This window comes from Bradyrhizobium sp. HKCCYLRH1034 (assembly GCF_051168375.1).
In the GTDB taxonomy this organism is placed as follows: Bacteria; Pseudomonadota; Alphaproteobacteria; order Rhizobiales; family Xanthobacteraceae; genus Bradyrhizobium.
Map to the genome: position 1 here is coordinate 1 of NZ_JBNPUW010000012.1, position 24053 is coordinate 24053.

A 24053-nucleotide genomic window follows, 5' to 3' on the forward strand; every position below is an offset into this window, starting at 1 on the left:
TCCCGACCGAGAAAGACGCTAGGATGGAAAACTCCAGCAGAAGCGCTTGACGAGCTGCTGTCACGAATGAAAACACTCGGTGTTGCGACCACCGCTTGAGCCCGCCTCCCGGCATTCCCCGCGCGATGGTTGGGCGGCATATACGTGCTCTCGCCGGGGACCGGCTTGTTTGCCCCCGTCACGGACGGGTCATCGTCACCATCCGCCCGCACGTCGTGACGAAGCGCTCCTCATGGCGAGGCGGGATGAGAACAGACAATCGTGAATTCGGTAAAAGAGAAGAAAATTTATCTTTCTCGGCAGGACTGGACATGAGTGACGCCGTTGAGGGGGCTCAGGAAATCAGTCCGTTCGCGTACGCTGGTTCGGTCGTGCTCGGCATGGTTGCAGTGAATTTGAGTTTGCCCGCGCCGTGGTCATCGGATGGTTATCTTCCGTTCTTTTTATCGCGGTGAATGCAGGCGGAATCAGCGCGGCCGTCGCTACAGCCGGAGATAGAATTGCGGCTGTCAGCCTGAATGAGAATCAACTACTTTAACGACGCAACCCGGACCATATGCAGCAATGAACCGTCGCGAGCGCCGAGCTTCACCCGCTAAAGTGAAGCTCCAATCTGTCAAGCCCGATGGGGCCGCGCTCTTCTATGACGCTGCTCTGCGCGATGTCGCCAATGGCCGACATGCGGATGCCGAACGGTGTTGCCATATGGCGCTTGCGATCGACGGAGGGCATGCGCCGACCCTCAACTTGCTGGGCATCCTTGCCCTGCAGGGGCAGCAGTATGGAGCTGCATTGCAGTGGGTATCCCGCGCGCTCCAGCAGGATGTTCAGCCGCAGTACTTCCTGAGTCTTGGCACGGTGCTGCAGGTCTTGGGACGCTCGGATGAGGTGCTGAAGGTCGTCGACAAGGCGACGGCGCTCGGTCTCGAAAGCGCCGATCTGTGGATGCTGAGGGGGAATGCCCTCATCAACCTGCAGCAGCTCGCCGACGCCGTGTCGAGCTTCCAACGTGTGTTGGAGCTGAATTCCAGGCATTGGGATGCCGCCAACCAGTGCGGCATCACGCTTCAACGGCTGGGGCGGATCGACGACGCGCTTACCTATCTCGATCTGAGCGACGTCTTGCGGCCCAACCATGTCCCGACACTCTTGATGCGTGGCGCGCTTCTGAACGGCTTGAAGCGCTTCGACGAGGCCCTGACGATCTGCCAGCGAGCTCACGCCATCGAACCGGAAAACTCCGACATCTGCGTCAAGACCGGCATCGTGTTGCGGACGATGTGCCGAGACGAGGACGCGTTGGATTGGTTCGAGCGAGCCCTGGCTCTGCAGCCGGGTTCAAGGGATGCGCTGCACGACAAGGCCTCCGTGCTGACGAAGCTCCGTCGGTTCGACGAGGCGTTCGAGATCTACAGGCAGTTGAAGGGGGCCGATCCGAGAGACGCGCTGGCCGATCTTGGAACGGCTCATTTGAACCTGTTGTTGGGAAATCTCGACGCGGGCTGGTCTGGCCGGGAGGCCCGTTGGAGCCTGCCGAGCTCTTATCCGCGCTTCCGGCAACCCATGTGGCTCGGCCAGGATGGCATCGCGGGACAAACCATCGTCATCGCCGCCGATGAAGGACTGGGCGATACGATCCAGTTTGTCCGCTACGTGCCGATGGTCGTAGCGTTGGGCGCGCGCGTCATCCTTGCCGTTCAAAAGCCGTTGCTTCCACTGTTGTCAAACATGCCGGGCATTTCGCAATGTATTCCGGTCTCGGAGGCCGCCGACCTTGCGGGGGTGGATGCCCATTGTCCGATCATGAGCCTGCCGTTTGTCTTTCGGACGACACTGGCCACGATTCCAGCGCCGGCGTCCTATTTGCCGGCGCCTGATCCGGATCGGATCCAACTCTGGCAGGAGCGCCTTGGCACGCCCGAGAAATTGCGCGTCGGCCTGGTCTGGTCAGGCAACCCCAATCATCTCGACGACCACAATCGCTCCATCCCGTTGCGCACGTTGTCCCGCCTGCTCGGCGCGGATGCGGCGTTTGTCAGCCTGCAGAAGGAGCCGAAGGCCGAAGACAAGGCCGTGCTCCAGGAGACGAGCGGGATCGTGGACCTGACGGGTCAACTTGCCGATTTCGCCGATACCGCCGCGCTGATCTCATGTCTGGATCTCGTGATCACGGTCGATACCAGTGTCGCTCATCTCGCCGGCGCGCTTGGCTGTCCGACCTGGACGCTTCTGTCGTACACGCCGGACTATCGCTGGCTGCTCGATCGTGACGACAGCGTCTGGTATCCGCGCATGCGCCTGTTCCGTCAGCGCGAAAGGCGCGATTGGGGCGAAGTCATCGATCAGGTCGGAGATGCGCTTCACGAACTGGTTGGGGCGAGGGCGCCGTCCCCGCCGGTCTCGAGCGATGCGATCGCGTGATCCGTCGCCGCTTCAATTCGACGGCTGGCGGCTTGCCGTCAGCTGCTGCCGGTAACGTTCGGCGTCCCAGTTGAGCAGCAACTGCTCGTGCTGAGACGAGAGATAGCCGATATCGGCCGATAACGGCAGGCGGCTGGTCACGAGCGCGAGGCAGCTCAGCATGGCCTCGGCGCCCGGGCTGGCGTCGCTGCGGATGATGGCGCCGAGACCCGGCGCGAGGGCCGCGACGGGCGCGGGCAGGCGGCTCGCGTCCGCCCGTGCGAGCAGCGTGGCGAGGCCGCCGGCGCTCTCGATCGTCGGCAGGCCCGGGCCGAGAAACACGACGTGGTCCGGATACAACGAGCCGCCGGTCGCGATGGCGCGGCTGAACGGATCGGTGGCGATGCCGTGGCTACCAGCATCGTGCGGCAGGCGATAGGCGGTGCCGGCGCACAGACGGCGCAAGGCCGCGGCGTCGGCAGCGGGCGCCGGGCGCACCGGCAGCGCCAGCCTGCGCTCGACGTCATGGACCAGCGCCTCGGCCTGATCGCAGCTTTCGGCACCAACGACGAGGCCGTGATTGCCGAGGATCAGCACGTCGATGCAGTCGCGCGCGACGATGGTGCTCACTGCGCGCGCCAGCGGCAGTCCGGGATGAAAGTAGTCGAGATGGCGCCAGGCGAGCCCGTCCAGCCGCGCCGCAAATTCATCGCGCGCATCGCGCCGCGCCGCCCAGGCGATGGTGTTGACGGCATGCACGTGCAGCACGACCCGGTGCGGCAGCAGCGCATGCAGCGCGGTCTCGATCGAGGCGCGCAGGGGGCCCGGAGCGGCCAGCGGAATGCGCTCGTCATCAGCGGCGAGCGCACCGCGCGCCGCAGGCAGGAGAACAGGCACGAAGATGTCCTTCGCATCGGCGTCGGCCAGCCAGGTGCCGGACGCCTTCACCCACAGCACATCATCCTGCTTGAGCGAGGAGTTGCCGCCGGCGCCTTGCACCAGCTCGATGTTGCGGCCGACCCGCGCCGACATTCGGCGCAAATCATCAAGCTCGGCAGGCTCGCGCATTTCGCGTCTCCTTCTCACCACACCAGGTGCTGCATCGTCCAATTCGGCATGCGGCCGGGCGAAGCTGCGAGCTTGCGCGTTGCCGCAGCGAGGTCGGGCGCACCGGCCAGCGTCGTGCGATGCACGCCATCGCCGAGCAGCAGGCTCTGCAGGCCTGCGGCGCGGGCGCCGGCGACGTCATGGTCGAGTGAGTCGCCGATCATCAGCACGCGGTGCGGGTCCGGATCGCCGAGCTGCTCCAGCGCCGCCGCGAAGATCGGCGCATGCGGCTTGCCGACGAAGCTCACCGGGCCGCCGAGCCACTCATAGGCGCGCGCCAGCGTGCCGGGCGCCGGCACGAGGCCAGCCGCACCGAACATCATCAGGTCGGGATTGGCGCAGATCATCGGCACGCCCCGCGCGGCCGCGCCGGTGAATCGATCGCGCCAGAGGTCGGGCTCGGCGAGGTCGTCATCGAGGCCGCCGAGCAGGATGAAGTCGGCGTCACGCATATCCGTCACGAGGACGAGGTCGAGCCCGTCGATCAGCGAGCAATCGCCGCCCCGGGTGATCAGGAAGCAGGCATTGCCACAATCGGTGAAGGGTTCGCGGGTGCGGTCGCGCAGGCCGGTCCAAGTCACCTCGCCCGAGGTGAGAATGCCGTCATAGGTCGAGCGCGACAGGCCGAGCCGGGCGAGGCGCTCGGCATTGGCGCTCGCGCGCTTGCCGGAGTTCGACAGCACCAGGATGTGCTTGCCGGCCTCGCGCAGCCTGAGGACGCAGTCATGCGCGGCGGGAAGCACCGTTCTGCCGTCATGCAACGTGCCCCATTGGTCGAGCAGGACGTGATCGAACCGGTCGGCAATGGCGGACAGGCCGCTGATCTCGCACGCCGCCGCCGTCATCGCGGCGGTCCCTGCAGCGCCAGCAGCGCTGTGCCGTAGCTCGCTTCGGTCTGCGCGGCGACGCTGACGGGCACGCCGACGATGCGCCGGCGGATATCGGTCCAGGCATCATTTCGGGCGCCGCCGCCGATGCTGATCACCCGCCGCAGCGCCGGTGCGCCGAGCGCGTGAAGACGCTGATAGGCCAGCGCTTCCACGCCGGCAATTCCTTCGAGCAGCGCCTGGTAGAAGCGATGATCCTCGACCGGCCGCGGCGCGATCCGCGGCGCCAGCGCGGGATCTGCGATCGGAAAACGTTCGCCGGGTTTGGGCAGCGGATAGTAGTCGAGCCCGGTCGGCTCGTCGGGGCGGAGCAACGGTGCCATGCGGTCCATGTCGGCGGCGGTGAAATGCGCAAGCAGTGCGGCGCCACCGGAGTTCGATGCGCCGCCGGCGAGCCATTTGTCGCCGAGGCGATGCGAGTACACGCCCTGATCGGCGGCGAAGATCGGCTGCGTCGCGATCAGCTTCACCACCAGCGTGGTGCCGAGCGATGTCACCGCATCGCCCGGCGCATCGGCGCCGGTGGCGATGAAGGCGGCGACGCCGTCGGTGGTGCCGGCGACGATGCGCGCCGACGGCGACAGACCGAGCGCGCGCGCGGTCGACGGATCGATATCGGCGAATGGCGTGCCCGGCACGAGAACGCTCGGCAGGACGTCGCGAGGAACGCCGAGCTGATCCATCCAGCGCGGCCATTCGCGCCTGACGGGGTCATAGCCAAGCTTCAGGGCGTTGTTCTCATCGCTGACGCCGTGATGGCCGGCGAGGCGTCCGGCGATCCAGTCGGCCTGGTGCACGGCTTGTCGCGCGCCGCTCGTGGAGGCGAGCAGATGCAGCAGCTTGGCGAGCGGGCCGCTCGTGCCATGCGCACCGCTCTCGGGCGGCGCGATTGCGGCGATGCGCCTGGCCTCGTCGACGGCGCGGGCATCATTGTACATCAGGCCGAGCGAGCGGGGCCGCCCGTCGGCGTCGATCAGCAGCAAGGTGCCGGAGGTGCCGTCGACCGCGATGCGCGCGACGGCGCCGAGATCGACGATCCTGCCGAGCTTGTCGAGCGCCGCGACCGTCGCCTGCCACCACAGCTCAGGATCCTGGTCGATGGCGTTGCCGTCCTGACGCGGCGCGACCAGCGGAACGGCGGCTGCGCCCTTGATCTCGCCGCTGATATCGACGGCGCAGGCGCGCACACCGCTCGTGCCCACGTCGATGCCGACAAACAATTCCGTCATGCGACCTCATCCCGTTGCGTGCCGGCGAGCATGGCTGTGCTCGCCCGGCGCGTCATCCCTGACGCGCTGCAGCACGTTTGGGGGATTGACGGCCGGACCGGCGTCTGCAATTTTTTGCAAGGTGTGAAGAATTTTGCAAGCAGGCATTCAGGCGTGACGACAGCTTCCGACAGGGCGCCCATGGTGGACGGCGAGGCCTCGCTCGCGACGCGCGCCGCCTGGCTGTATTTCGCGGCCGGGCTGACGCAGTCGGAGGTCGCCGACCGCCTCAACATCCAGAGCACCAAGGCGCATCGCCTGATCGCGCGGGCCAGCCGCGAGGGTATGATCCGTGTCTTCGTCGAGGGTCCCGTCGCCGAATGCGTCGCACTCGAGAACGCGCTGGCCGAACGCTACGGGCTCGACTTCTGCCGTGTTGCGCCGGATCTCGGCGAGGGCGATCTGCCACTGAAGGCCCTCGCGCTGGAGGGTGCGAGCTTCCTGCGCCAGGTGCTGGAGCGCGGCGACGACAAGATCATCGGCGTCGGCCACGGTCGCACGCTTGCGGCGGTGGTGGCGCAACTGCCGCAGACGCCGGCGCGCGACGTGCAGTTCGTGTCGCTGCTCGGCGGCCTGACGCGCAAATTCGCCGCCAACCCGTTCGATGTGATCCATCGCCTGGCCGAGCGCACCGGCGCCGAAGCCTATCTGCTGCCGGTGCCGGTGTTCGCCAACTCCGTCGCCGACCGCCGCGTGCTGATGCAGCAATTCGGCATATCGGACGTGTTCGCGCTGGCGCAGCGGGCGTCGCTGCTGTTCGTCGGCATCGGCCAGATCCATGCCGACGGCTTCCTGGTGTCGAGCGGCATGATCAAGCCGGACGAGGTCGTCGAGCTGAAGCGCGCCGGCGCCTGCGCCGATCTGCTCGGGCATTTCTTCAACGCCCAGGGCGAACTGCTCGATCTCGATCTTTCGGCGCGCGCCACCTCGATGGCCGCTGCCGATCTGAAGAAACACCGCATCGTCGCCATCGGCGGCGGCGAGGCAAAGATCACGGCCCTGCGCGCGGTGCTGCGCAGCGGCTTCCTGAACGGTCTCATCATCGATGAGGTAACCGCTCAGGCATTGGCGACCGACAAGCCGGAGAAAACATCCGGCAACTCCAAGAACAAGAGTCGGAAGGGCAGGTAACGCGAACACGTTTCTACAAAAAACAAAGGGAGGGTTGAATGTACGATCGTGAGAAGAATCTCTTTGCGGCCTATGCCGGCAAGCGCATCAGCCGGCGTGATCTGCTCGACGGCGCTGCCAAGCTCGGCATCGCCGGTGTCGCCGCCAATGCCGCCTTTGCCTCGGCGATGTCGAAGGCGATGGCCGCTGACTTCAACTGGAAGGCCCATAGCGGCAAGACGGTCAAGCTGCTCTTGAACAAGCATCCTTACGTCGATGCGATGATCGGCGACATCGAGGCGTTCAAGAGCCTCACCGGCATGAACGTCACCTACGACATCTTCCCCGAGGACGTCTATTTCGACAAGGTGACGGCGGCGCTGTCGTCGAAGTCCGATCAGTACGACGCCTTCATGACCGGCGCCTACATGACCTGGACCTACGGTCCGGCCGGCTGGATCGAGGACCTCAACGCCTACATCAAGGATCCGGCCAAGACCAATCCGGCGTTCGCCTGGGACGATGTGCTGCCGGGCCTGCGCTCCTCCACCGCCTGGGACGGCGTCGCTGGCTCCGAGCTCGGCTCCGGCAAGGCCAAGCAGTGGTGCATCCCGTGGGGCTACGAGCTCAACAACATCACCTATAACCGCAAGATCTTCGACAAGGTCGGCGTCAAGCCGCCCACCAATCTCGACGACATGCTGGAGGTCGCGGCCAAGATCACCAAGGACGCTGGCGGCCCCTATGGCGTCGGCGTGCGCGGTTCGCGCTCGTGGGCGACCATCCATCCGGGCTTCCTCTCGGCCTACGCCAATTTCGGCCAGAAGGATTTCGTGATGGAAGGCGGCAAGCTGAAGGCCGCGATGAACACCAAGGCCTCCAAGGACTTCCACGAGAAATGGGTCAAGATGATCCAGGGGGCGGGTCCGAAGAACTGGTCGACCTACACCTGGTATCAGGTCGGCACGGACCTCGGCGCCGGCGCCTCCGGCATGATCTTCGACGCCGACATTCTCGGCTACTTCATGAACGGCGGCGAGAACAAGGAGCGCGGCAATCTCGGCTACGCGCCGTTCGCGGCCAATCCGGCCGCGAAGGCACCGACGCCGAACGTCTGGATCTGGTCGCTGGCGATGTCGAGCTTCTCCAAGCAGAAGGATGCGGCCTGGACCTTCATGCAGTGGGCGGCCTCCGTCGAGCACGATCTGTTCGGTGCCCGCAAGATGGATTTCGTCAATCCGGTCCGCGCTTCCGTGTGGAAGGACGGCGAATTCCGCGACCGCATCGCCAAGTCCTATCCTGGCTATCTCGAGCAGCATGACCTGTCGGCACCAGGTGCGAAGATTTACTTCACGGCGCAGCCGCTGTTCTTCGACCTCACGACGGAGTGGGCGGCCTCGCTGCAGAAGATGGTGGCCAAGGAGATCAGCGTCGATGAGGGCCTCGACAAGCTTGCCGAGAGCATCAACCGTCAGCTGAAGCAGGCCGGCCTCGGCTGAGGCCGCGCCGCATCTCCCATGACCGCCTGCCGGCCCGGATGCTCCCCACAAGCGTCCGGGTCGGCCCCATCCCGCGCTGATGTGATCACGCCTGTCATGAGCATGGCCCAACTTGTCGAGACCAAGGCGACGCCGCGCCGCACGAAACGCTGGCGCGGCCGGCTGCTGCCGTATCTGCTGAGCCTGCCGGCGCTGCTGGTCTGCATCGCCATCCTGGTGCCGTTCGTGACCGCTGCGGTCTATTCATTGCAGCGCTACCGGCTCAATCTGCCGTATCTGCGCGGCTTCATCGGCATCGACAACTATATCGACTTCCTGTCCGATCCGGCGTTCTGGAACACGCTGCGCATCTCGCTGGTCTATACCGCGGTGACCGTCATCGCCGAGCTGCTGCTCGGCCTCGGCATCGCGCTGCTGCTGCGACGTCCCACGCGCTTCCACAACGCCGTCTCGATCATGCTGCTGCTGCCGCTGATGACGGCGCCGGCGATCGCCGCGCTGATGTGGAAGCTGATGACCAATCCGAGCTTCGGCATCCTGTCCTATCTGGTCGGGCTGCTCGGCGTGCACGACTTCAAATGGGCATCCGATCCGTCGACCGCGCTGTTCACCGTCGTCCTGGTCGACGTCTGGGTCTACACGCCGTTCATCATGATCCTGCTCCTGGCTGGTCTGCGCTCGCTGCCGCGGCAGCCGTTCGAGGCGGCGGCGCTCGACGGCGTGCCGGCGAGCTTCGTGTTCTTCCGCATCACCCTGCCGATGCTCGCGCCCTACATCATCACCGCCTCGCTGTTCCGGCTGCTCGATTCGATCCAGCAGTTCGACATCGTCTATGCGATGACGCAAGGCGGGCCAGGGGACCGGCTGATGGTGTTCCAGGTGCAGGCGTATCTCGAGTTCTTCCAGTACACCAATGTCGGACGCTCGGCGGCGCTGCTGATGATCCTGTGGCTGATCACCAACATCCTGTCGAACATCTTCATCAAGAACTGGTTGCGGCTGCGCGCGCGCGCCCACGGTCACGCCTGAGGGAGAGACATCATGGATCACTCCAGTCTGGCAGGGCGCATCTTCCGTGGCATCGCGCTTGCGTTGGTGCTTCTGTTCTTCATGTTTCCGATCGTCTGGATCCTCCTGATGTCGTTCCAGACCAATGAGCAGATCCTGCGCATCCCGCCGCGCATCCTGTTCGAGCCGACGTTCGCCAATTATGAGGCGCTGATCTCGGGCCAGCTCAAGACCGCCGCCGGCAATCTGCAGCTCACCTTCATGCGCAATCTGATGAACAGCTTCGTGCTGTCGAGCGCGTCGGTGATCCTGGCGCTGCTGCTCGGCGTCCCCGCGGCCTATGCGTTCGCGCGTTTCAAGTTCCGGCTCGGCGAGACCATCGCCTTCACGCTGCTGTCGTTCCGCTTCGCGCCGCCGCTCCTGGTGCTGCTTCCGCTGTCGCTGTACTACCAGCAGCTTGGCCTCAACGACACCTATTTTGGCATCGTCTGGGTCTACCAGCTGATCGCGCTGCCGCTGATCCTGTGGATCGTGCGCGGCTATTTCGAGGACATCAGTCCGGACATCGAGCACGCCTACCGGCTCGCGGGGCATTCCTGGCGCGAGGCGTTCACCCGCATTGCCGTGCCGCTGGCCGGGCCCGGCATCGCCGCGGCGGGCCTGCTGTCCTTCATCTTCTGCTGGAACAACTTCGTCTTTGCGCTGATCCTGGCCTCGGCCGACAAGCAGCCGGTAACGGTCGGCGCATTGGCCTTCGTGACGGCGTCCGGTATCCAATACGGCCAGATCGCCGCCGCGATCGTGCTGTCGGTCACCCCGACATTGCTGCTCGCGCTCTATGCGCAGCGCTATCTGGTCGAAGGTCTCTCGCTCGGTGCAGTGAAGGGTTGAGGATACATGGCGCGTCTCGAACTCCAATCGGTCGACAAGAGCTTCGGCGCCGCAAGCTGCGCCAAGGGCGTGTCGCTGACGGTCGAGCCCGGCGAGATCGTCGCGGTGTTCGGCCCGTCCGGCAGCGGCAAGACCGTGCTGCTGCGGATGATTGCCGGCATGTTCGAGCCTGACGGCGGCGACATCCTGGTCGGCGGCCGCTCGATCGTCGACGCGCCGCCGGAGCAGCGCGGCATCGGCATGGCGTTCCAGAATTTTGCCCTGTTTCCGCACATGAGCGCGCGCGACAACATCGCCAGCGGGCTGCGCGCGACGGGCGCGGCCGACATTGCGGCCAAGGTTGCGGCAATGAGCCGGCTGTTGAAGATCGAGCACGTGCTCGGCCACAAGCCTCGTGAACTGTCCAACGGCCAGAAGCAGCGCACCGCGCTGGCGCGCGCGCTGATCGGCAATCCCGGGGTGCTGTTGCTCGACGATCCCTTGCGCAACGTCGATGCCAAGCTGCGCTATGAGATGCGGTTGGAGCTGCCGAGCCTGCTGCGCAGGAGCTCTGCGGCGGTGCTTTACGTGACGCAGGATTATCGTGAGGCGATGGCGATCGCCGATCGCATTGCCGTGCTGATCAATGGCCGCCTGGTGCAGGTGGCGCGTCCGGAGGAGATCTATGCGCGGCCGGCGTCGGTCGCCGTGGCCCGGCTGTTCGGCGATCCCAGCATCAATCTTGCCGAGGTCACGCCGGTGGCGGAGCAGGGGCGGCTGACCGCATCTGTTGCCGGGACGCTGATCCGGCTCGATGCGGACGGCGTGCCGTCCAATATGCGTGAGCGTTGCTGGCTTGGCGTCCGGCCCGACGATGTCGTGGTGACGCGTGATGGCGGCGAGGGTGTGATCCCGGCGCGGATCGTCGCGGTCACGCCGATCCACGAGCGCGCCGTGGTGCTGCTGCGCTTCGCCGACGGATCGGAGTGGCTGGCGGCGCAGGCGCCCGAGGCGCTGGAGGCGCATGCCGACGAGGACGTGTTCGTACGGTTCGCGCCGGAAGCGGCGCTGCTGTTCGACCACGCCACGGGCGAGCGCATCGGCCTGGCGCCGCGGCGGCAGGCGGCGTGAGGATCGGGGATGGGCATGCTCGAAATCCGCAACGTCGACAAGGTCTATCACAGCCGGGGCAAGCCGCCGGTTCATGCCGTGCGCGCGCTCGATATGGAGGTGAAGGCCGGCGAGATCGTCGCGCTGCTCGGCTCTTCCGGCTGCGGCAAGACCTCGACGCTGCGCATGATCGCCGGCTTCGAGAGCGTGAGTTCGGGGTCGATCGCGCTGGCGCAGCGGACGATCCATGATCTGGCGCCGGCGAAGCGCAAGGTGGCGATGGCGTTCGAAGGCTATTCGTTGTACCCGCCGCTCACGGTGCGTGAGAACATTGCGTTCGCGCTGAAGGCGCGGCAATTGTCGCGCGCCGAGATTGCGCAACGCGTTGTCAGCATTGCCCGCCTGGTGGAGATAGAGGACATTCTCGATCATCATCCCCACGCGCTTTCCGGCGGACAGCAGCAGCGGGTGTCGCTGGCCCGAGCGCTGGTGCGTGATGCCGACCTCTATCTGCTCGACGAGCCGATGGGTCAACTGGAGCCGCAGCTGCGTGCCGTGCTGCGCGGCCGCATCAAGGGTCTGCTCGCCGAGCGCGGCATGACGGCGATCTTCGTCACCCATGACCAGACCGAGGCGAGCGCACTTGCCGATCGCATCGCCGTCATGGAAGACGGCGTGCTTCAGCAGTTCGCCAGCGAGCGGGAGCTGAAGAACCGCCCGGCCAATCTGTTCGTCGCGAGCTTCATTGGCGAGCCGCCGATGAACCTGATGGAGGCTGTGGTGACGCAGGAGGAAGGCGGGTTCCGCCTGTCTGTGGGCTCCGATGTTGCCTTTCACATTCCCGGGCAGACGTTGGACGCGGCGGGACAGCAGACGCTGGTGCGGGCCGATCGGATCAAGGTCGGCATCCGGCCGCAGCGGATCGCGATCGGCAGCGGCGAGGCGAGGCTGCGCGTGGTCTCCAACCAGTGGCTCGGCGATCAGTCGCATATTGCGGGCGAGTGCGCCGGTCATCTGCTGGTTGGCGTGACATCCAGCAAGGTCGCGGCGCGACCGGGCGACGTCGTGCCCTGCGCGCTGGAGTCACGCCATCTCCATATTTTCGGCGCCGACGGCGTTTGCGTCCGCCACGCGGAGGCACGCTGAACATGACCTCGGCTGCGATCCGCGACGTGATCATCGGCATCGACGCCGGGACCTCGGTGATCAAGGCGGTGGCGTTTGCGCGGGACGGACGCCAGCTCGGGGATTTCGCGATTCCCAACAGCTACGCGACGTTGCCGGGCGGCCGCGTCGAGCAGGACATGGCGCGGACCTGGACCGACACCGTCGCGGCCTTGCGCGGCCTGGGCGGCACGCTGCCGGATCTGTTCCGTCGCGTCGCCGCGATCGCCGTGACCGGGCAGGGCGACGGCACCTGGCTGATCGATGCGGACGGCCATCCCGTCGCGCCCGCGCTGCTGTGGCTCGACTCGCGCGCGGCAGGGTTCGTCGAAGCCTTCCGCGGCGGCGAGCGCAATGCCGCGCACTATCAGCGCACCGGATCGGGGCTCAACGCTTGCCAGCAGGGGGCGCAACTGGCCTGGCTGCAGGCGCATGACGCAGAGATGCTGGGACGCGCGGGTACGGCGTTCCACTGCAAGGACTGGCTCTACTTCAAGCTGACCGGCGAGCGGGCCACGGACCCGTCCGAGGCGACGTTCTCCTGCGGCGACTTTCGCAAGCGCGGTTTCGACGGCGAGGCGGCGCGTCTCATCGGCATCGCTGGTTCCGCGCGCCTGTTTCCAGATGTCGTCGATGGTGTCACGACGACGCATGGCTTGACCGCGGCGGCCGCGGCGGAGACGGGCTTGCCCGAGGGCGTGCCGGTGTCGCTCGGCTATGTCGACGTGATCTGCAATGCGCTCGGTGGTGGGCTATATGATCCCACACCCGACGTCGGCTGCACGATCATCGGCTCGACCGGCATGCACATGCGGCTGGCGAACAGCGCCGACGCGGTCAAGCTGAATGCCGAGGCGACCGGCTATACGATGCCGTTCCCGGTGCCGGACCACTATGCCCAGATGCAGTCGACCATGGCTGCGACCTTGAACATCGACTGGTTGCTCGATGTCGCGCGAGGCGTGCTCGCCATGGAAGGCATCGCCCGGTCGCGCAATGATCTGATCCGGCGGCTGGACGAGCGCGTGCTCGCGGCGAAGGCGGGCGAGCTGCTCTATCATCCCTTCATCTCGGATGCTGGCGAGCGCGGACCATTCGTGTCCCACGAGGCGTCTGCGCAACTGGTCGGCCTGCGCACCCGTCACGGCTACTGGGATCTGATGCGCGCCGTGATGGAGGGACTGGCCTTCGCCGCACGCGACTGCTACGCGGCGATGGGACCGCTGCCGACGGAAATTCGCCTGACCGGAGGCGCGGCACGCAGCCGCGCGCTCGGCGCGATTCTTGGCGCGGCACTCGGCAGCACGATTCGAGTCTGCCGTCGCGAGGAAGCCGGCGCGTCGGGGGCGGCGATGATCGCCACGGTCGCGACCGGGCTCTACCCGGACATGATGATCTGCGCGGAGGAATGGGTGAGACCGTATCTGGATGAGCCGCAGGCGCCGGATGCGGCGCTGGCGGAGCGCTATGCGCAGCTGTTCCCGGCCTATGTCGAGGCTCGCCTCGCGGCTCGGCCGGTGTGGAAGCAGCTTGCGGCCCAGCGTGCAGGAGCCAATCATGTCTAGCTCCATCGCCATCATCGGCGACCGCTTCATGCTGCCCTCGGTGTTCGCCGAACGCATCACCGCCATCTGCGGCGACGGCGTCGACATCCGCATGCTCGAACAGCCCTGGCCGGACGAGCCGATGGAGCACGGCTATGCCGGCTCCAAGCTCGATGGTCTCAAGGAGTTCATGGGCGATCCGGATGAGCTCGCCGAATTCATCGGCGAAGCGCCGCTGCTGGTGACGCATCTCGCGCCGATCTCGCGCGCGATGCTGCAGCGGCTGCCAAGGCTCAAGTTCATCGCGGTGTCGCGCGGCGGTCCGGTCAATGTCGACATGCAGGCGGCGCGCGATCATGGCGTGCTGGTCGTCAACACGCCCGGACGAAATGCCAGCGCGGTGGCGGAGTTCACCATCGGCGCGATGCTCGCGGAGACCCGTCTGATCAGGAGCGGTCACGAGTCGATGCGGGGCGGGGAGTGGCGCGGCGATCTTTATCGCGCCGACCGGACCGGACGCGAGCTCGGGGAGATGACCGTCGGCATCGTCGGCTATGGCGCGATCGGCACGCGCGTCGTGAAGCTGCTCAAGGCGTTCGGCTGCAGGATCCTGGTGACCGACCCTTACGTCCAGCTCAGCGCACAGGACCGCAACGACGGTGTCGAGCACGTCGCGCTTGCCGATCTTCTGGCGCGCGCCGACGTCATCAGCCTGCATGCCCGCGTGACGCCGGAGACCACCGGCTTCATCGATCGCGAGGCGCTGGCGAAGATCAAGCCGGGGGCGATCCTGATCAACACCGCGCGCGGTCCGCTGGTCGACTACAAGGCGCTGTTCGAGGTGCTCAGCTCGGGACGGTTGGCCGGCGCGATGCTCGACACCTTTGCGGTCGAGCCGGTGCCGCCGGACTGGCCGCTGTTGCAGCTCCCGAATGTCACGCTGACGCCGCACATCGCCGGCGCATCCGTGCGCACCGTCACCTTTGCCGCCGACCAGGCGGCCGAAGAGGTTCGCCGCTATCTGGCCGGCGAGCCGCCGCTCAATCCCTGCTGACGACGAAAGGTTTTCGACATGAATCGCGAGGAACGGCTGATCCGCGAGAACATCATCGCCAAATGCCGATGGATGAATGCGTCGGGGCTGAACCAGGGCACTTCGGGCAACATTTCCGCCCGCTACAAGGACCGCATGCTGATCACGCCCTCGGCGACGCCCTATGACTCGATGAAGCCGGAGATGATCGCCTCGATGCCGCTCGAGGGTGAATACGGTTCCTGGGAGGGGCCGTTGAAGCCCTCGACGGAATGGCGCTTTCATCTCGACATCATGCGCGGCCGTCCGGATGTCGGCGGCGTCGTTCACACGCATTCCACCTATGCCACCGTGCTCGCCATCGCGCGCAAGCCGATCCCGGCCTGCCACTACATGATGGCGGCGTTCGGCGGCACCGACATCCGCTGCGCCGGCTATGCGCGGTTCGGCACGGCCGAATTGTCCGAGCTTGCGCTGGAGGCGCTGGAAGGCCGCAACGGCTGCCTGCTGGCCAATCACGGCATGATCGCGGTCGGCGCCAACCTCGACAAGGCGATGTGGCTTGCGGTCGAGCTCGAGACCATCGCGAAGCAGTACTACCTGTCGCTCGCCCTCGGCCAGCCGCACATTCTGGGTGACGCCGAGATCGCCGAGACGGCGCAGGGCTTTTCGACCTATGGTCTGCAGGAGCCGAAGGCGAAAGCGGCAAAGCCGGCCAAGGCTGCGACGAAGGCGCGTGCCGCTGCGCGCAGCAAGCCAGAGAAGAAGCGCAGCAGCAAGCGATGAATGCGACGGTCTCACGCAGCGGAACCGATCACGGTCTGTTGGACCTCGCCGTGATCGGCGGCGGCATCAATGGCGCTGGTATCGCCCGAGATGCCGCCGGCCGCGGCCTGAAGGTGCTGCTGTGCGAGAAGGACGATTTTGCGCAAGGCACCTCGTCGCGATCGGGCAAGCTGATCCATGGCGGCTTGCGCTATCTGGAGTACTACGAATTCCGCCTGGTGCGCGAAGCGCTGATCGAGCGCGAGGTGCTGTTGGCCTCGGCGCCGCACATCATCTGGCCGATGCGCTTCGTGCTGCCGCACTCGCCGGAGCAGCGTCCCGCCTGGCTGGTGCGCACCGGGCTGTTCCTCTACGACCATCTCGGCGGCCGCAAGCAGCTGCCGGCGAGCCGCAACGTCGATCTCGCGCACGAGCCGGAGGGCGCGCCGCTGCGCCCCGAGTTCCGGCGCGGCTTCGAATATTCGGACTGCTGGGTCGACGATGCCCGGCTGGTGATCCTCAATCTCGTCGATGCCGCGCACAAGGGAGCCATCATCCTGCCGCGCACCCGCGCTGTGAGCGCACGGCGTGAGGGCGATGCCTGGCGGCTGGAGATGCGCTCCGAAGACGGCGAGGTTCAGATCGTCCGAACGAAGGCGCTGGTGAATGCCGCAGGTCCCTGGGTGCAGGACGTGGTACAGGGTGTCGCCGGGCTCAACTCCGCGCACAACGTGCGGCTCGTCAAAGGCAGCCATCTCGTGGTGCCAAAATTCTGGAGCGGATCGCAGGCCTATCTGCTGCAGAACACCGACCGCCGCGTGATCTTCGTCAATCCCTATGAGACCGACCTGGCGCTGATCGGGACCACCGACATCGTGCATGACGGCCGCGCAGACGACGTCGCTGTCGATGGTGCCGAGATCGACTATCTGCTCGCCGTGCTCAAGCGCTATTTCCGGGCCGCGCCGGGCAAGGGTGATATCATTCACGCCTTCTCCGGGGTGCGGCCGCTCTACGATGACAACGCCGACAATCCGTCGGCGGTGACGCGCGACTACGTGTTCGAGATGCATGGTGCGCCCGGACAGCCGCCGTTGCTGTCGATCTTCGGCGGCAAGATCACGACGTTTCGCCGGCTCGCCGAGCAGGCAATGGAACGTCTCGCGCCGTGGTTTCCGCAGATGGCGCCGGCATGGACGGCGGACGCGCGTCTTCCGGGCGGCGATTTCGGCGTGCCGTTCGATCAGTTCCTCGCTGATCTCGCAGGCGCCTATCCGGGATTGCCGCGCGATGTAGTGGCGCACTATGCGCGGCTCTACGGCACCCGCGCGCGCGACCTGCTCGGAGCGTCCCGCAACGTCGGCGATCTCGGCCGCCATTTCGGTGCCTCGTTCTATGAGCGCGAGCTCGTTTTCCTGCGCGAGCAGGAGTGGGCCGTCACGGCCGCCGACGTCCTCGACCGGCGCACCAAGCATGGCCTGCATCTGAGCCGCGCCGAGCGCGAGGCGTTCGAGCACCAGCTCTGATCGCGTCTTGACGCCTCGAGCCCCTCCGCGACCGCCGCAGCGCTTGGCGGGTGCCGATGACACGCCCCGGCAAACCGTGCTATCGAGCGCCCGCGATATGGATCGCGACGCGCCTGGAGACGCGGAATTCGGCATAATCCGGACCTTCGCCGATGCCCCCTAAGCCGATCGATTCACAATCAAACCGCCCGACGACCTCCTGAATTCGACGCCATGCCGGACCAGATCAAAGCGAGAGCCGACCATCGGCGCGGTCCGCGGCAGGAAGGCATCGTCGACGCCTGGACGAGGTTCGCGTCCGGCTCCTGGATGGACCGGCGCTGGACTCCGTGGATCATCGTGCTGAGTGGCCTCGTGCTGGCGCTGCTGTGTGATGCCTTCGTGGCCCACATGCTTTCCGTCAACTATCGGGAGACCTATCGGACCACCGAGGCGGCCAACGGAGATCTCGCCCGCGCGCTCGAAGAATACATGTTGCGCAACATCCAGGGCGTCGACGTGCTCTTGAACACGACGATCGACAGTCTCAAGCAGGACCCATCGCTGCTCACTGCCGGCAACCCGGCCCTGATCGGCGAGTTGAAGCGCAGGGTGGTGCCGTACCCCGCCGCGGGCGGCATCGTCGTGCTGGATGCGGACGGCAATCTGCTCGGCGACAGCGCCGGCAACGGAGTTCCCGGCCGTGAGAACAATTTCGCCGATCGGGCCTATTACAAGGTCCAGCGCGATGACCCCGGCCGCGGTCTCTTCATCGACGTGCCGGTGGCCTCGCGCGTGAACAGGGGTCGGTTCATCGCGGTCAGCCGCGCCTTGATGATGCCGGACGGACGATTTGCCGGCGTGATCGTCGTGGCGGTGGACTACGAGAATCTGCGGCAGTTCTTCCTGTCGCTGAACGTGGGGCAGCGCGGAACGGTGACGCTCTATCGCGACGACGGCACGATCCTGCTGCGCTCGCCGCATGCCGACGATTTCGCCGGCCGCAACGTCGGGTCCAATCGCCTGTTCAGCCTCTATCTCCCGCAGGCGCCTCACGGCAGCTTCGAGGGCAGCGGCATGACGGACGGGACGTCGCGGAGCATCAGCTATCGGCGCGTCGCCGGCCTGCCGCTGGTGGTGACCGTGGCGCGCGACCCGGTCGAGTATCTGGCCGGCTGGAAGAACAATGCGCTGTACTACAGCGCCATCGCCGCCGGTCTCAATCTGCTGATCGCCGGATTCGGCCTCGTCCTGGCGCGGCAATGGCGGCTGCGCGCGGCCTCCGAGCAGGCGCTGCGCGACAGTTTCGAGCAGCATCTGCTGGTCACGGAGAACGTGCCCGCGCTGATCGTCCAGGTCGGCGCCGATGGTGACATCCGCTATGCCAACCGCGTCGCGCGCGAATGGTATGCGCAGCCGTCCAGCGGGGTCGGTCGCAGCCGGCGGATCGACGACTACATCGACCCCGCGCGGCGAGACGAGGTGAGGCCGAAGATCGAGGCCGCGCTGGCCGGCCGAACCGCGGGCGGTGAGGAGAAGATCGCGTTTCCCGACGGCCGTGAACGCTGGTGCGAGACCATTCGCGTGCCGGATCGCAGCCAGGATGGCACGGTGCGCGGCTATTTCGTGCTGTCGGTCGACATCACCGAGCGCAAGCGCATCGAGGACGAACTGCGTCAGGCGCAGAAGATGGAGGCCATCGGCCAGTTGGCGGGAGGCATCGCGCACGACTCCAACAACATGCTGGCGGCGACGCTCGGCAATCTCGATCTGCTGCTCGACGCGCTCACGCCCGGCGAAAGCTCCCGTCGCAGCATGGTCGAGCGGGCGATCGAGGCGGCGGAGCGGGTCGCCGATCTCAACCGCCGGCTGCTCGCCTTCGCCCGCAAGCAGGCGCTGCAGCCGCAGGTCACCGACGTGAACCAGCTCGTCAACGGCATGACGACCATCCTGCAGCGGACGCTCGGCGAGAACATCGAGATCGAATTGGCGCAGGACCCGATGCTGTGGCACTGCCTGATCGATCCGACGCAATTGCAGAACGCGCTGCTCAATTTGGCGCTCAATGCGCGGGACGCGATGGACGGCGGCGGGCGCCTGACGATCGCGACGACGAATGCCGTGCTCGACCAGCCGCTCGACGACGGCGACGAGCGCATCATGCCCGGCGACTACGTGACGATCGCGGTGTCGGACCTGGGGGCCGGCATGCCGCCCGAGATCGCGCGCCGCGCCTTCGAGCCGTTTTTCACCACCAAGGAATTCGGCAAGGGCAGCGGCCTCGGCCTCAGCATGGTCTATGGCTTTGCGCGGCAATCGGGCGGCACGGTGCTGATCGACAGCCGGGTGGCGGAAGGCACCTGCGTCACGCTGTATCTGCCGAGCGCGGGGCCGGGCGCCACGGGCCGCGCGCGCGCCGGTGCGGCGCGGCTGGCGCGGCCGCAGACCGGCGAGCGGATCCTGGTGGTCGAGGACAATCCGCTGGTCGGCGCGATGGCATCGACCATGCTGACGTCGATGGGCTACAGCCCGGTCGTCGTCACCCATGCGGCAGCCGCGATCGCCGCGCTGGAGCGGTCGGACCCGTTCGCGCTGCTGCTGACCGACATTCTGCTGCCGGATGCCATGACCGGCATCGACCTGGCGCGCGAGGTGCGCCGCCGATGGCCTGAGCTGCCGATCGTCTTCATGTCCGGCTTCGCCGACCCCTCGCTGGTGCCGGAAGATTTCCGCGCGACGAGCAGGCTGCTCGCCAAGCCGTTCCGGCTCGGCCAATTGTCGGAGGCGATCGTCTCGGCCCTGGCCGGCAGGAAGGCGACGTGAGCCCGCGGGCGATCATGCGGTGAGCGATCCCGTGTTCGCCCCGATCGACAGCGCCGTCCGGGCAAGTCGTTTCCGCCTCGCGGCGCGCAGGGCGTCCGAGCTGTGCCGGTCGTTTCGCCCTCTCGACGACGAGGGCGCGGGGAATGCCGGGTGCTGGCCGCACCCATGGCCCGCCTGCGAACAAGAATGCAGGCGGCAGGAACCACAGGTTCAGCCGAGACATCCCGGCATTCCCCGCGCGATGGTTTTCCGGCTTATACGTCCTCTCCCCGGGGACCGGCTGTCTTGCCCCCGTCACCCGCGCAACGCGAACGCGTTGTCGCGCGCTTGGCCTCAGCACCGGGAGGCCAGGACCCTACGATTTCGCCGGCGCAACGGCTTCGTTCGTCCGCATGACCTTCGTCATGCTGCGAACCGCTGCGCCCACCGCATCCCACCCCGCGTGCCGTGACGATCGCGATACGCCCCTCGTGCCGAGGCGGGACGGGGAGATACAATCATGATTTCCGATAAAGCGAAATAGGAATATTTTTCGCGAGGGGACTGGACAGGGGTGATGTGGTTGGCGCGTTGCGGGAAATCGGATTTTCCGCGCACCGACATCCGGCCGCGACCGAGCGCCGAACGCGCGGGTCCTGAACGCGCGAGTCGCCCGTCGGGCTTGGGAAAGTCGTCCATCGGAGGATTGACGCCGGCGGTAAAACGACGGAAACACGCATCAGACGCATGGATCGATTTATTCGCTCGACAAGTGAATTGCAGGGGTGGGGACGGGATATTGACCAGCTTCTATGAGCGGCCGATTCTCAATTCGCCGTATGCTGCGCCGCAGTGGCACCATCCAATGGACGATCACGGCCAGCCGCTGGACGGTCCGCCGCGACCGGGGCGGCGGCCTTCTCGTTTTATCGTTCCCGTTCCCGCGGCGCGGAAGAAGGTGGCGAGCGCGCAGGCGTCGCTGGAGCTGGAGACCTACAGCGAGAACGCGCTGATCAACGAGATCCGCGGCCATGTCGAATCATGGCGCGGTTTGCGCAATCCGGCCGACTGGGGCGTGACATCGGCGACGCAGCGGCTGCTCGAACATTGGCGGCATCACGAGTTTGTCGGCCCGCGGCCGTTCTTCTGCCAGATCGAGGCGGTCGAGACCATCATCTGGTTCACCGAGGTGGCGCCGAAGCGCGCCGCGACGAAAAAATTCCTGGATCAGCTCCGCAATGCCAATGAGGAGGCCAATCCGGAGCTGTTCCGACTCGCGCTGAAGATGGCGACCGGCACCGGCAAGACCACGGTCATGGCGATGCTGATCGCGTGGCAGACGGTCAATGCGGTGCGCAAGGACTCCAAGGACTTTTCCCGCGCCTTTCTGATCGTCGCGCCGGGCATCACCATCCGCGACCGGTTGCGCGTGCTCCTGCCGAGCGAGTCCGACAATTATTACGAGACGCGCGAGATCGTGCCTCCGGAGATGCTGCCGGACATCCGCCGCGCCGAGATCGTGATCACCAACTACCATGCCTTCCAGCATCGCGAGACGCTGTCGCTTAGCAAGGTGGCGCGCAGCTTCCTGACCGGCAACGCGCCGGAGCCGGTCAAGACGGCCGAGACCGACGCCGAGATGCTGAAGCGCGCCTGTGAGAAGCTGCTCAATTTCGAGCGCGTCAACGTCATCAATGACGAGGCGCATCATTGCTACCGGCACAAGCAGGACGGCGACGAAGAAGGCGCTCTCAGTGGTGACGATAAGAAGGAGGCGGCCGAGAACGAGGAGGCGGCGCGGCTCTGGATCAGCGGCATCGAAGCGCTGCACCGCCGGCTCGGGAAGGGCGTCCGTGCGGTCTACGATCTCTCGGCGACGCCGTTCTTCCTGCGCGGCTCGGGCTATCGCGAGGGCGTGCTGTTTCCCTGGGTGGTCTCCGATTTCAGCCTGATGGATGCGATCGAGAGCGGCATCGTCAAGCTGCCGCGCGTTCCCGTCACCGACAATCTCGTCCAGACCGACGCGGTCGTGTACCGGGATCTTTGGAAGCATGTCGGCAAGGACTTGCCGAAGACCGCCGCAGGTGCCAGCAAGCTCAGCCCGCTTGACCTGCCGAACATGATGAAGACGGCGCTGCATGCGCTGTACAGTCACTATGTAGGCGAGTTCAGGCGCTGGGAAGCTGCCGGCATCGGCGTGCCCCCGGTCTTCATCGTGGTCTGCCAGAATACCGCGATCTCGAAACTGGTCTTTGAATATGTCGCCGGATTCGAGCGGGACCTCGAGGATAGCGAGCGGTCGGCTTTCCAGCCCGGAGAATTGAAGCTCTTCAGCAATTACGACGATCAGGGCACGCGTTTGCCGAGGCCCCGCACTCTGCTCATCGACTCCCGTCAGCTCGAATCCGGTGAGGCGCTCGACAAGGGGTTCCGCGAGGCAGCCGGCCCGGAGATCGAGCAGTTCAAGCGCGAGCGTGCGGGTCGCGAGGGCGCGGGCGGGCAGGGTGAGGTCAGCGACAGCGAGATCCTCCGAGAGGTCATGAACACGGTTGGCCGCAAGGACCGGCTCGGCGAGCAGATCCGCTGCGTGGTCTCGGTGTCGATGCTGACCGAGGGCTGGGACACCAACACCGTCACACATATTTTCGGCATCCGCGCCTTCGGCACCCAGCTCCTATGCGAGCAGGTGGTCGGCCGCGGCCTGCGCCGGCAGTCCTACGAGCTCAATCCCAAGACCGGCCTGTTCGACGTCGAATATGCCGACATCATGGGAATTCCGTTCGACTTCGCGTCTTCCCCGCAGGAGACCAAGCCGACCGCGCCAAAGCCAGTGACGCGGGTCCATGCGATCAAGGAGCGCGCCAGCCTGGAGATCGTGTTTCCTCGCGTGAGCGGCTATCGCCGTGACCTGCCATCCGAGAAGCTGCAAGCCGAGTTCACTGCCGACAGCCGGCTGGAGATCACGCCGCAGGACATCGGCCCGACCAAGGTGGTGATGGAAGGCATCGTCGGTGCTGGTGTCACGATCGAGCCGGAGGAATTGAAAGCGCTGCGCTCGTCGGAGATCAGCTTCAACCTCGCCAAGCATCTGCTCTACACGCATTTCCGTGATGACGAGGGCTTTCCCAAGCAGCATCTGTTTCCGCAGATCCAGCGCATCGCCCGCCGTTGGATCGAGGAGGGCTATCTGGTGACGAAGGGCGTGCCGATCGGCGCCATCCTCTACAAGGACCAGCTCGCGCGGGCCGCGGAGAAGATCAACATCGCCTGCACCCGCGGCAGCAGCGGGCGGCTGCTTGCGGTGCTCGATCCCTACAACCCCAAAGGCTCGACGCGCTTCGTCAATTTCATCACGTCGAAGCCGGTGTGGAAGACCGGCGCGCAGCCGCCGAAATGCCAGATCAGCCACGTCGTGCTCGACAGCGACTGGGAGGAGCAGCTTGCGCTGACGCTGGAAGGCCATCCGCGCGTGCTCGCCTACGCCAAGAACCAGGCGCTCGGCTTCGACATCCCCTATCTCGATGCCGGCGTGATGCGCCGCTACATCCCGGATTTCATCGTCCGTCTCGATGTCGGGACGGATGAGCCGCTGAACCTCGTGCTCGAAGTCAAGGGGATGCGCGATGAGAGCGACAAAGCCAAGGCGCAGACCGCGCGCGACCTCTGGGCCCCCGGCGTCAACGCCCTCGGCGGCTTCGGCCGCTGGGCGTTCGCGGAATTCCGCGACTGGGCGACGATGGACGAGGATTTTGCGAGGCTGGTCGAGAAGGTGATGTCGGACGAGGCATCCGCAAAAGCCAAGGTCCCGGCATGATCGATCAAGTCGCGACTAAGCAAAACCGCCCCTTGGGGCACGTCATGCCCGGGCTTGTCCCGGGCATCCACGTCGGCCTGCGGGCTCCTCACGACGTGGATGGCCGGGACAAGCCCGGCCATGACGAGGAGAGAGATGCGCCCGTTCATGCGCAGCGCCTTTCGCGC

The 24053-nt window shown here is 66.1% G+C and carries 17 protein-coding genes; 14 read left to right on the forward strand and 3 right to left on the reverse strand.

Annotation, left to right across the window (positions count from 1 at the left end):
* The first annotated feature begins 245 nt into the window (after positions 1-245).
* Together ACQR0W_RS25170 and ACQR0W_RS25175 are read left to right on the forward strand one after the other, a co-directional pair.
* Positions 246-455, forward strand: a complete 210-nt coding sequence (locus tag ACQR0W_RS25170; protein ID WP_316235461.1) for a hypothetical protein — start codon at positions 246-248, stop codon at positions 453-455.
* A 109-nt stretch (positions 456-564) separates the two neighbouring features.
* A complete protein-coding gene (locus ACQR0W_RS25175) occupies positions 565-2421 on the forward strand; it encodes a tetratricopeptide repeat-containing glycosyltransferase family protein (RefSeq protein WP_316187324.1) in 1857 nt (618 codons plus the stop codon).
* 12 nt (positions 2422-2433) lie between these two features.
* Here the strand turns inward: ACQR0W_RS25175 and ACQR0W_RS25180 are convergent, their stop codons facing one another.
* From ACQR0W_RS25180 to ACQR0W_RS25190, 3 genes are read right to left on the reverse strand one after another with little or no spacing between them, the layout of a single operon-like run.
* Positions 2434-3468 (reverse strand): class II aldolase/adducin family protein, encoded by a 1035-nt coding sequence (locus ACQR0W_RS25180; RefSeq protein ID WP_316171461.1) that lies wholly within the window; start codon positions 3466-3468, stop codon positions 2434-2436.
* A gap of 14 nt (positions 3469-3482) precedes the next feature.
* Positions 3483-4352, reverse strand: a complete 870-nt coding sequence (locus ACQR0W_RS25185; protein ID WP_316171460.1) for a TIGR01459 family HAD-type hydrolase — start codon at positions 4350-4352, stop codon at positions 3483-3485.
* Complete coding sequence (locus ACQR0W_RS25190) at positions 4349-5623, reverse strand: FGGY-family carbohydrate kinase (RefSeq protein WP_315827289.1); 1275 nt, start codon at positions 5621-5623, stop codon at positions 4349-4351. The genes ACQR0W_RS25185 and ACQR0W_RS25190 overlap by 4 nt, the downstream gene beginning before the upstream one ends.
* A 180-nt stretch (positions 5624-5803) precedes the next feature.
* On the opposite strand from ACQR0W_RS25190, the gene ACQR0W_RS25195 reads away from it, so the two are divergent.
* The 12 genes from ACQR0W_RS25195 (at position 5804) to ACQR0W_RS25250 (ending at position 23886) form a co-directional block, all read left to right on the forward strand.
* The gene (locus tag ACQR0W_RS25195; RefSeq protein ID WP_315718398.1) at positions 5804-6793 is read left to right on the forward strand and encodes a sugar-binding transcriptional regulator; all 990 of its coding nucleotides are present in this window, start codon (positions 5804-5806) and stop codon (positions 6791-6793) included.
* A 38-nt stretch (positions 6794-6831) separates the two neighbouring features.
* Positions 6832-8271 (forward strand): extracellular solute-binding protein, encoded by a 1440-nt coding sequence (locus tag ACQR0W_RS25200; RefSeq protein WP_315753013.1) that lies wholly within the window; start codon positions 6832-6834, stop codon positions 8269-8271.
* A 102-nt stretch (positions 8272-8373) separates the two neighbouring features.
* Entirely contained in the window at positions 8374-9300 is a 927-nt protein-coding gene (locus tag ACQR0W_RS25205; protein WP_315753025.1) for a carbohydrate ABC transporter permease, read from the forward strand.
* Positions 9301-9312: 12 nt separating this feature from the next.
* Positions 9313-10170, forward strand: a complete 858-nt coding sequence (locus ACQR0W_RS25210; protein WP_315718345.1) for a carbohydrate ABC transporter permease — start codon at positions 9313-9315, stop codon at positions 10168-10170.
* 6 nt (positions 10171-10176) lie between these two features.
* The gene (locus ACQR0W_RS25215; protein ID WP_315718346.1) at positions 10177-11280 is read left to right on the forward strand and encodes an ABC transporter ATP-binding protein; all 1104 of its coding nucleotides are present in this window, start codon (positions 10177-10179) and stop codon (positions 11278-11280) included.
* A gap of 15 nt (positions 11281-11295) precedes the next feature.
* Positions 11296-12405, forward strand: coding sequence for an ABC transporter ATP-binding protein (locus ACQR0W_RS25220; protein WP_315718400.1), 1110 nt, complete (start codon positions 11296-11298; stop codon positions 12403-12405).
* A gap of 2 nt (positions 12406-12407) precedes the next feature.
* Positions 12408-13988 carry an FGGY-family carbohydrate kinase gene (locus ACQR0W_RS25225; protein WP_316171459.1) on the forward strand — a complete coding sequence of 527 codons (1581 nt, stop codon included), beginning with the start codon at positions 12408-12410 and terminating at the stop codon, positions 13986-13988.
* Positions 13981-15021, forward strand: coding sequence for a 2-hydroxyacid dehydrogenase (locus ACQR0W_RS25230; RefSeq protein WP_315718348.1), 1041 nt, complete (start codon positions 13981-13983; stop codon positions 15019-15021). The genes ACQR0W_RS25225 and ACQR0W_RS25230 overlap by 8 nt, the downstream gene beginning before the upstream one ends.
* 18 nt (positions 15022-15039) lie before the next feature.
* Positions 15040-15786 (forward strand): class II aldolase/adducin family protein, encoded by a 747-nt coding sequence (locus ACQR0W_RS25235; RefSeq protein WP_315827284.1) that lies wholly within the window; start codon positions 15040-15042, stop codon positions 15784-15786.
* A complete protein-coding gene (locus ACQR0W_RS25240; protein ID WP_316187323.1) occupies positions 15783-17291 on the forward strand; it encodes a glycerol-3-phosphate dehydrogenase in 1509 nt (502 codons plus the stop codon). Before ACQR0W_RS25235 ends, ACQR0W_RS25240 begins: the two co-directional genes overlap by 4 nt.
* Positions 17292-17504: 213 nt before the next feature.
* Positions 17505-20093: an ATP-binding protein gene (locus tag ACQR0W_RS25245; protein WP_315753011.1), complete on the forward strand. Its 2589-nt coding sequence runs from the start codon at positions 17505-17507 to the stop codon at positions 20091-20093.
* Between the two features lie 778 nt (positions 20094-20871).
* Complete coding sequence (locus ACQR0W_RS25250) at positions 20872-23886, forward strand: BPTD_3080 family restriction endonuclease (RefSeq protein ID WP_316187322.1); 3015 nt, start codon at positions 20872-20874, stop codon at positions 23884-23886.
* Positions 23887-24053 lie beyond the last annotated feature (167 nt).

Bases quoted from the DNA above. Each gene is read 5' to 3' on its own strand.
- ACQR0W_RS25170 (WP_316235461.1), top strand. From the start codon at position 246: ATGAGAACAGACAATCGTGAATTCGGTAAAAGAGAAGAAAATTTATCT.
- ACQR0W_RS25245 (WP_315753011.1), top strand. From the start codon at position 17,505: ATGCCGGACCAGATCAAAGCGAGAGCCGACCATCGGCGCGGTCCGCGG.
- ACQR0W_RS25175 (WP_316187324.1), top strand. From the start codon at position 565: ATGAACCGTCGCGAGCGCCGAGCTTCACCCGCTAAAGTGAAGCTCCAA.
- ACQR0W_RS25240 (WP_316187323.1), top strand. From the start codon at position 15,783: ATGAATGCGACGGTCTCACGCAGCGGAACCGATCACGGTCTGTTGGAC.
- ACQR0W_RS25230 (WP_315718348.1), top strand. From the start codon at position 13,981: ATGTCTAGCTCCATCGCCATCATCGGCGACCGCTTCATGCTGCCCTCG.
- ACQR0W_RS25210 (WP_315718345.1), top strand. From the start codon at position 9,313: ATGGATCACTCCAGTCTGGCAGGGCGCATCTTCCGTGGCATCGCGCTT.
- ACQR0W_RS25190 (WP_315827289.1), bottom strand. From the start codon at position 5,623: ATGACGGAATTGTTTGTCGGCATCGACGTGGGCACGAGCGGTGTGCGC.
- ACQR0W_RS25185 (WP_316171460.1), bottom strand. From the start codon at position 4,352: ATGACGGCGGCGGCGTGCGAGATCAGCGGCCTGTCCGCCATTGCCGAC.
- ACQR0W_RS25180 (WP_316171461.1), bottom strand. From the start codon at position 3,468: ATGCGCGAGCCTGCCGAGCTTGATGATTTGCGCCGAATGTCGGCGCGG.
- ACQR0W_RS25235 (WP_315827284.1), top strand. From the start codon at position 15,040: ATGAATCGCGAGGAACGGCTGATCCGCGAGAACATCATCGCCAAATGC.
- ACQR0W_RS25225 (WP_316171459.1), top strand. From the start codon at position 12,408: ATGACCTCGGCTGCGATCCGCGACGTGATCATCGGCATCGACGCCGGG.
- ACQR0W_RS25205 (WP_315753025.1), top strand. From the start codon at position 8,374: ATGGCCCAACTTGTCGAGACCAAGGCGACGCCGCGCCGCACGAAACGC.
- ACQR0W_RS25200 (WP_315753013.1), top strand. From the start codon at position 6,832: ATGTACGATCGTGAGAAGAATCTCTTTGCGGCCTATGCCGGCAAGCGC.
- ACQR0W_RS25195 (WP_315718398.1), top strand. From the start codon at position 5,804: ATGGTGGACGGCGAGGCCTCGCTCGCGACGCGCGCCGCCTGGCTGTAT.
- ACQR0W_RS25220 (WP_315718400.1), top strand. From the start codon at position 11,296: ATGCTCGAAATCCGCAACGTCGACAAGGTCTATCACAGCCGGGGCAAG.
- ACQR0W_RS25215 (WP_315718346.1), top strand. From the start codon at position 10,177: ATGGCGCGTCTCGAACTCCAATCGGTCGACAAGAGCTTCGGCGCCGCA.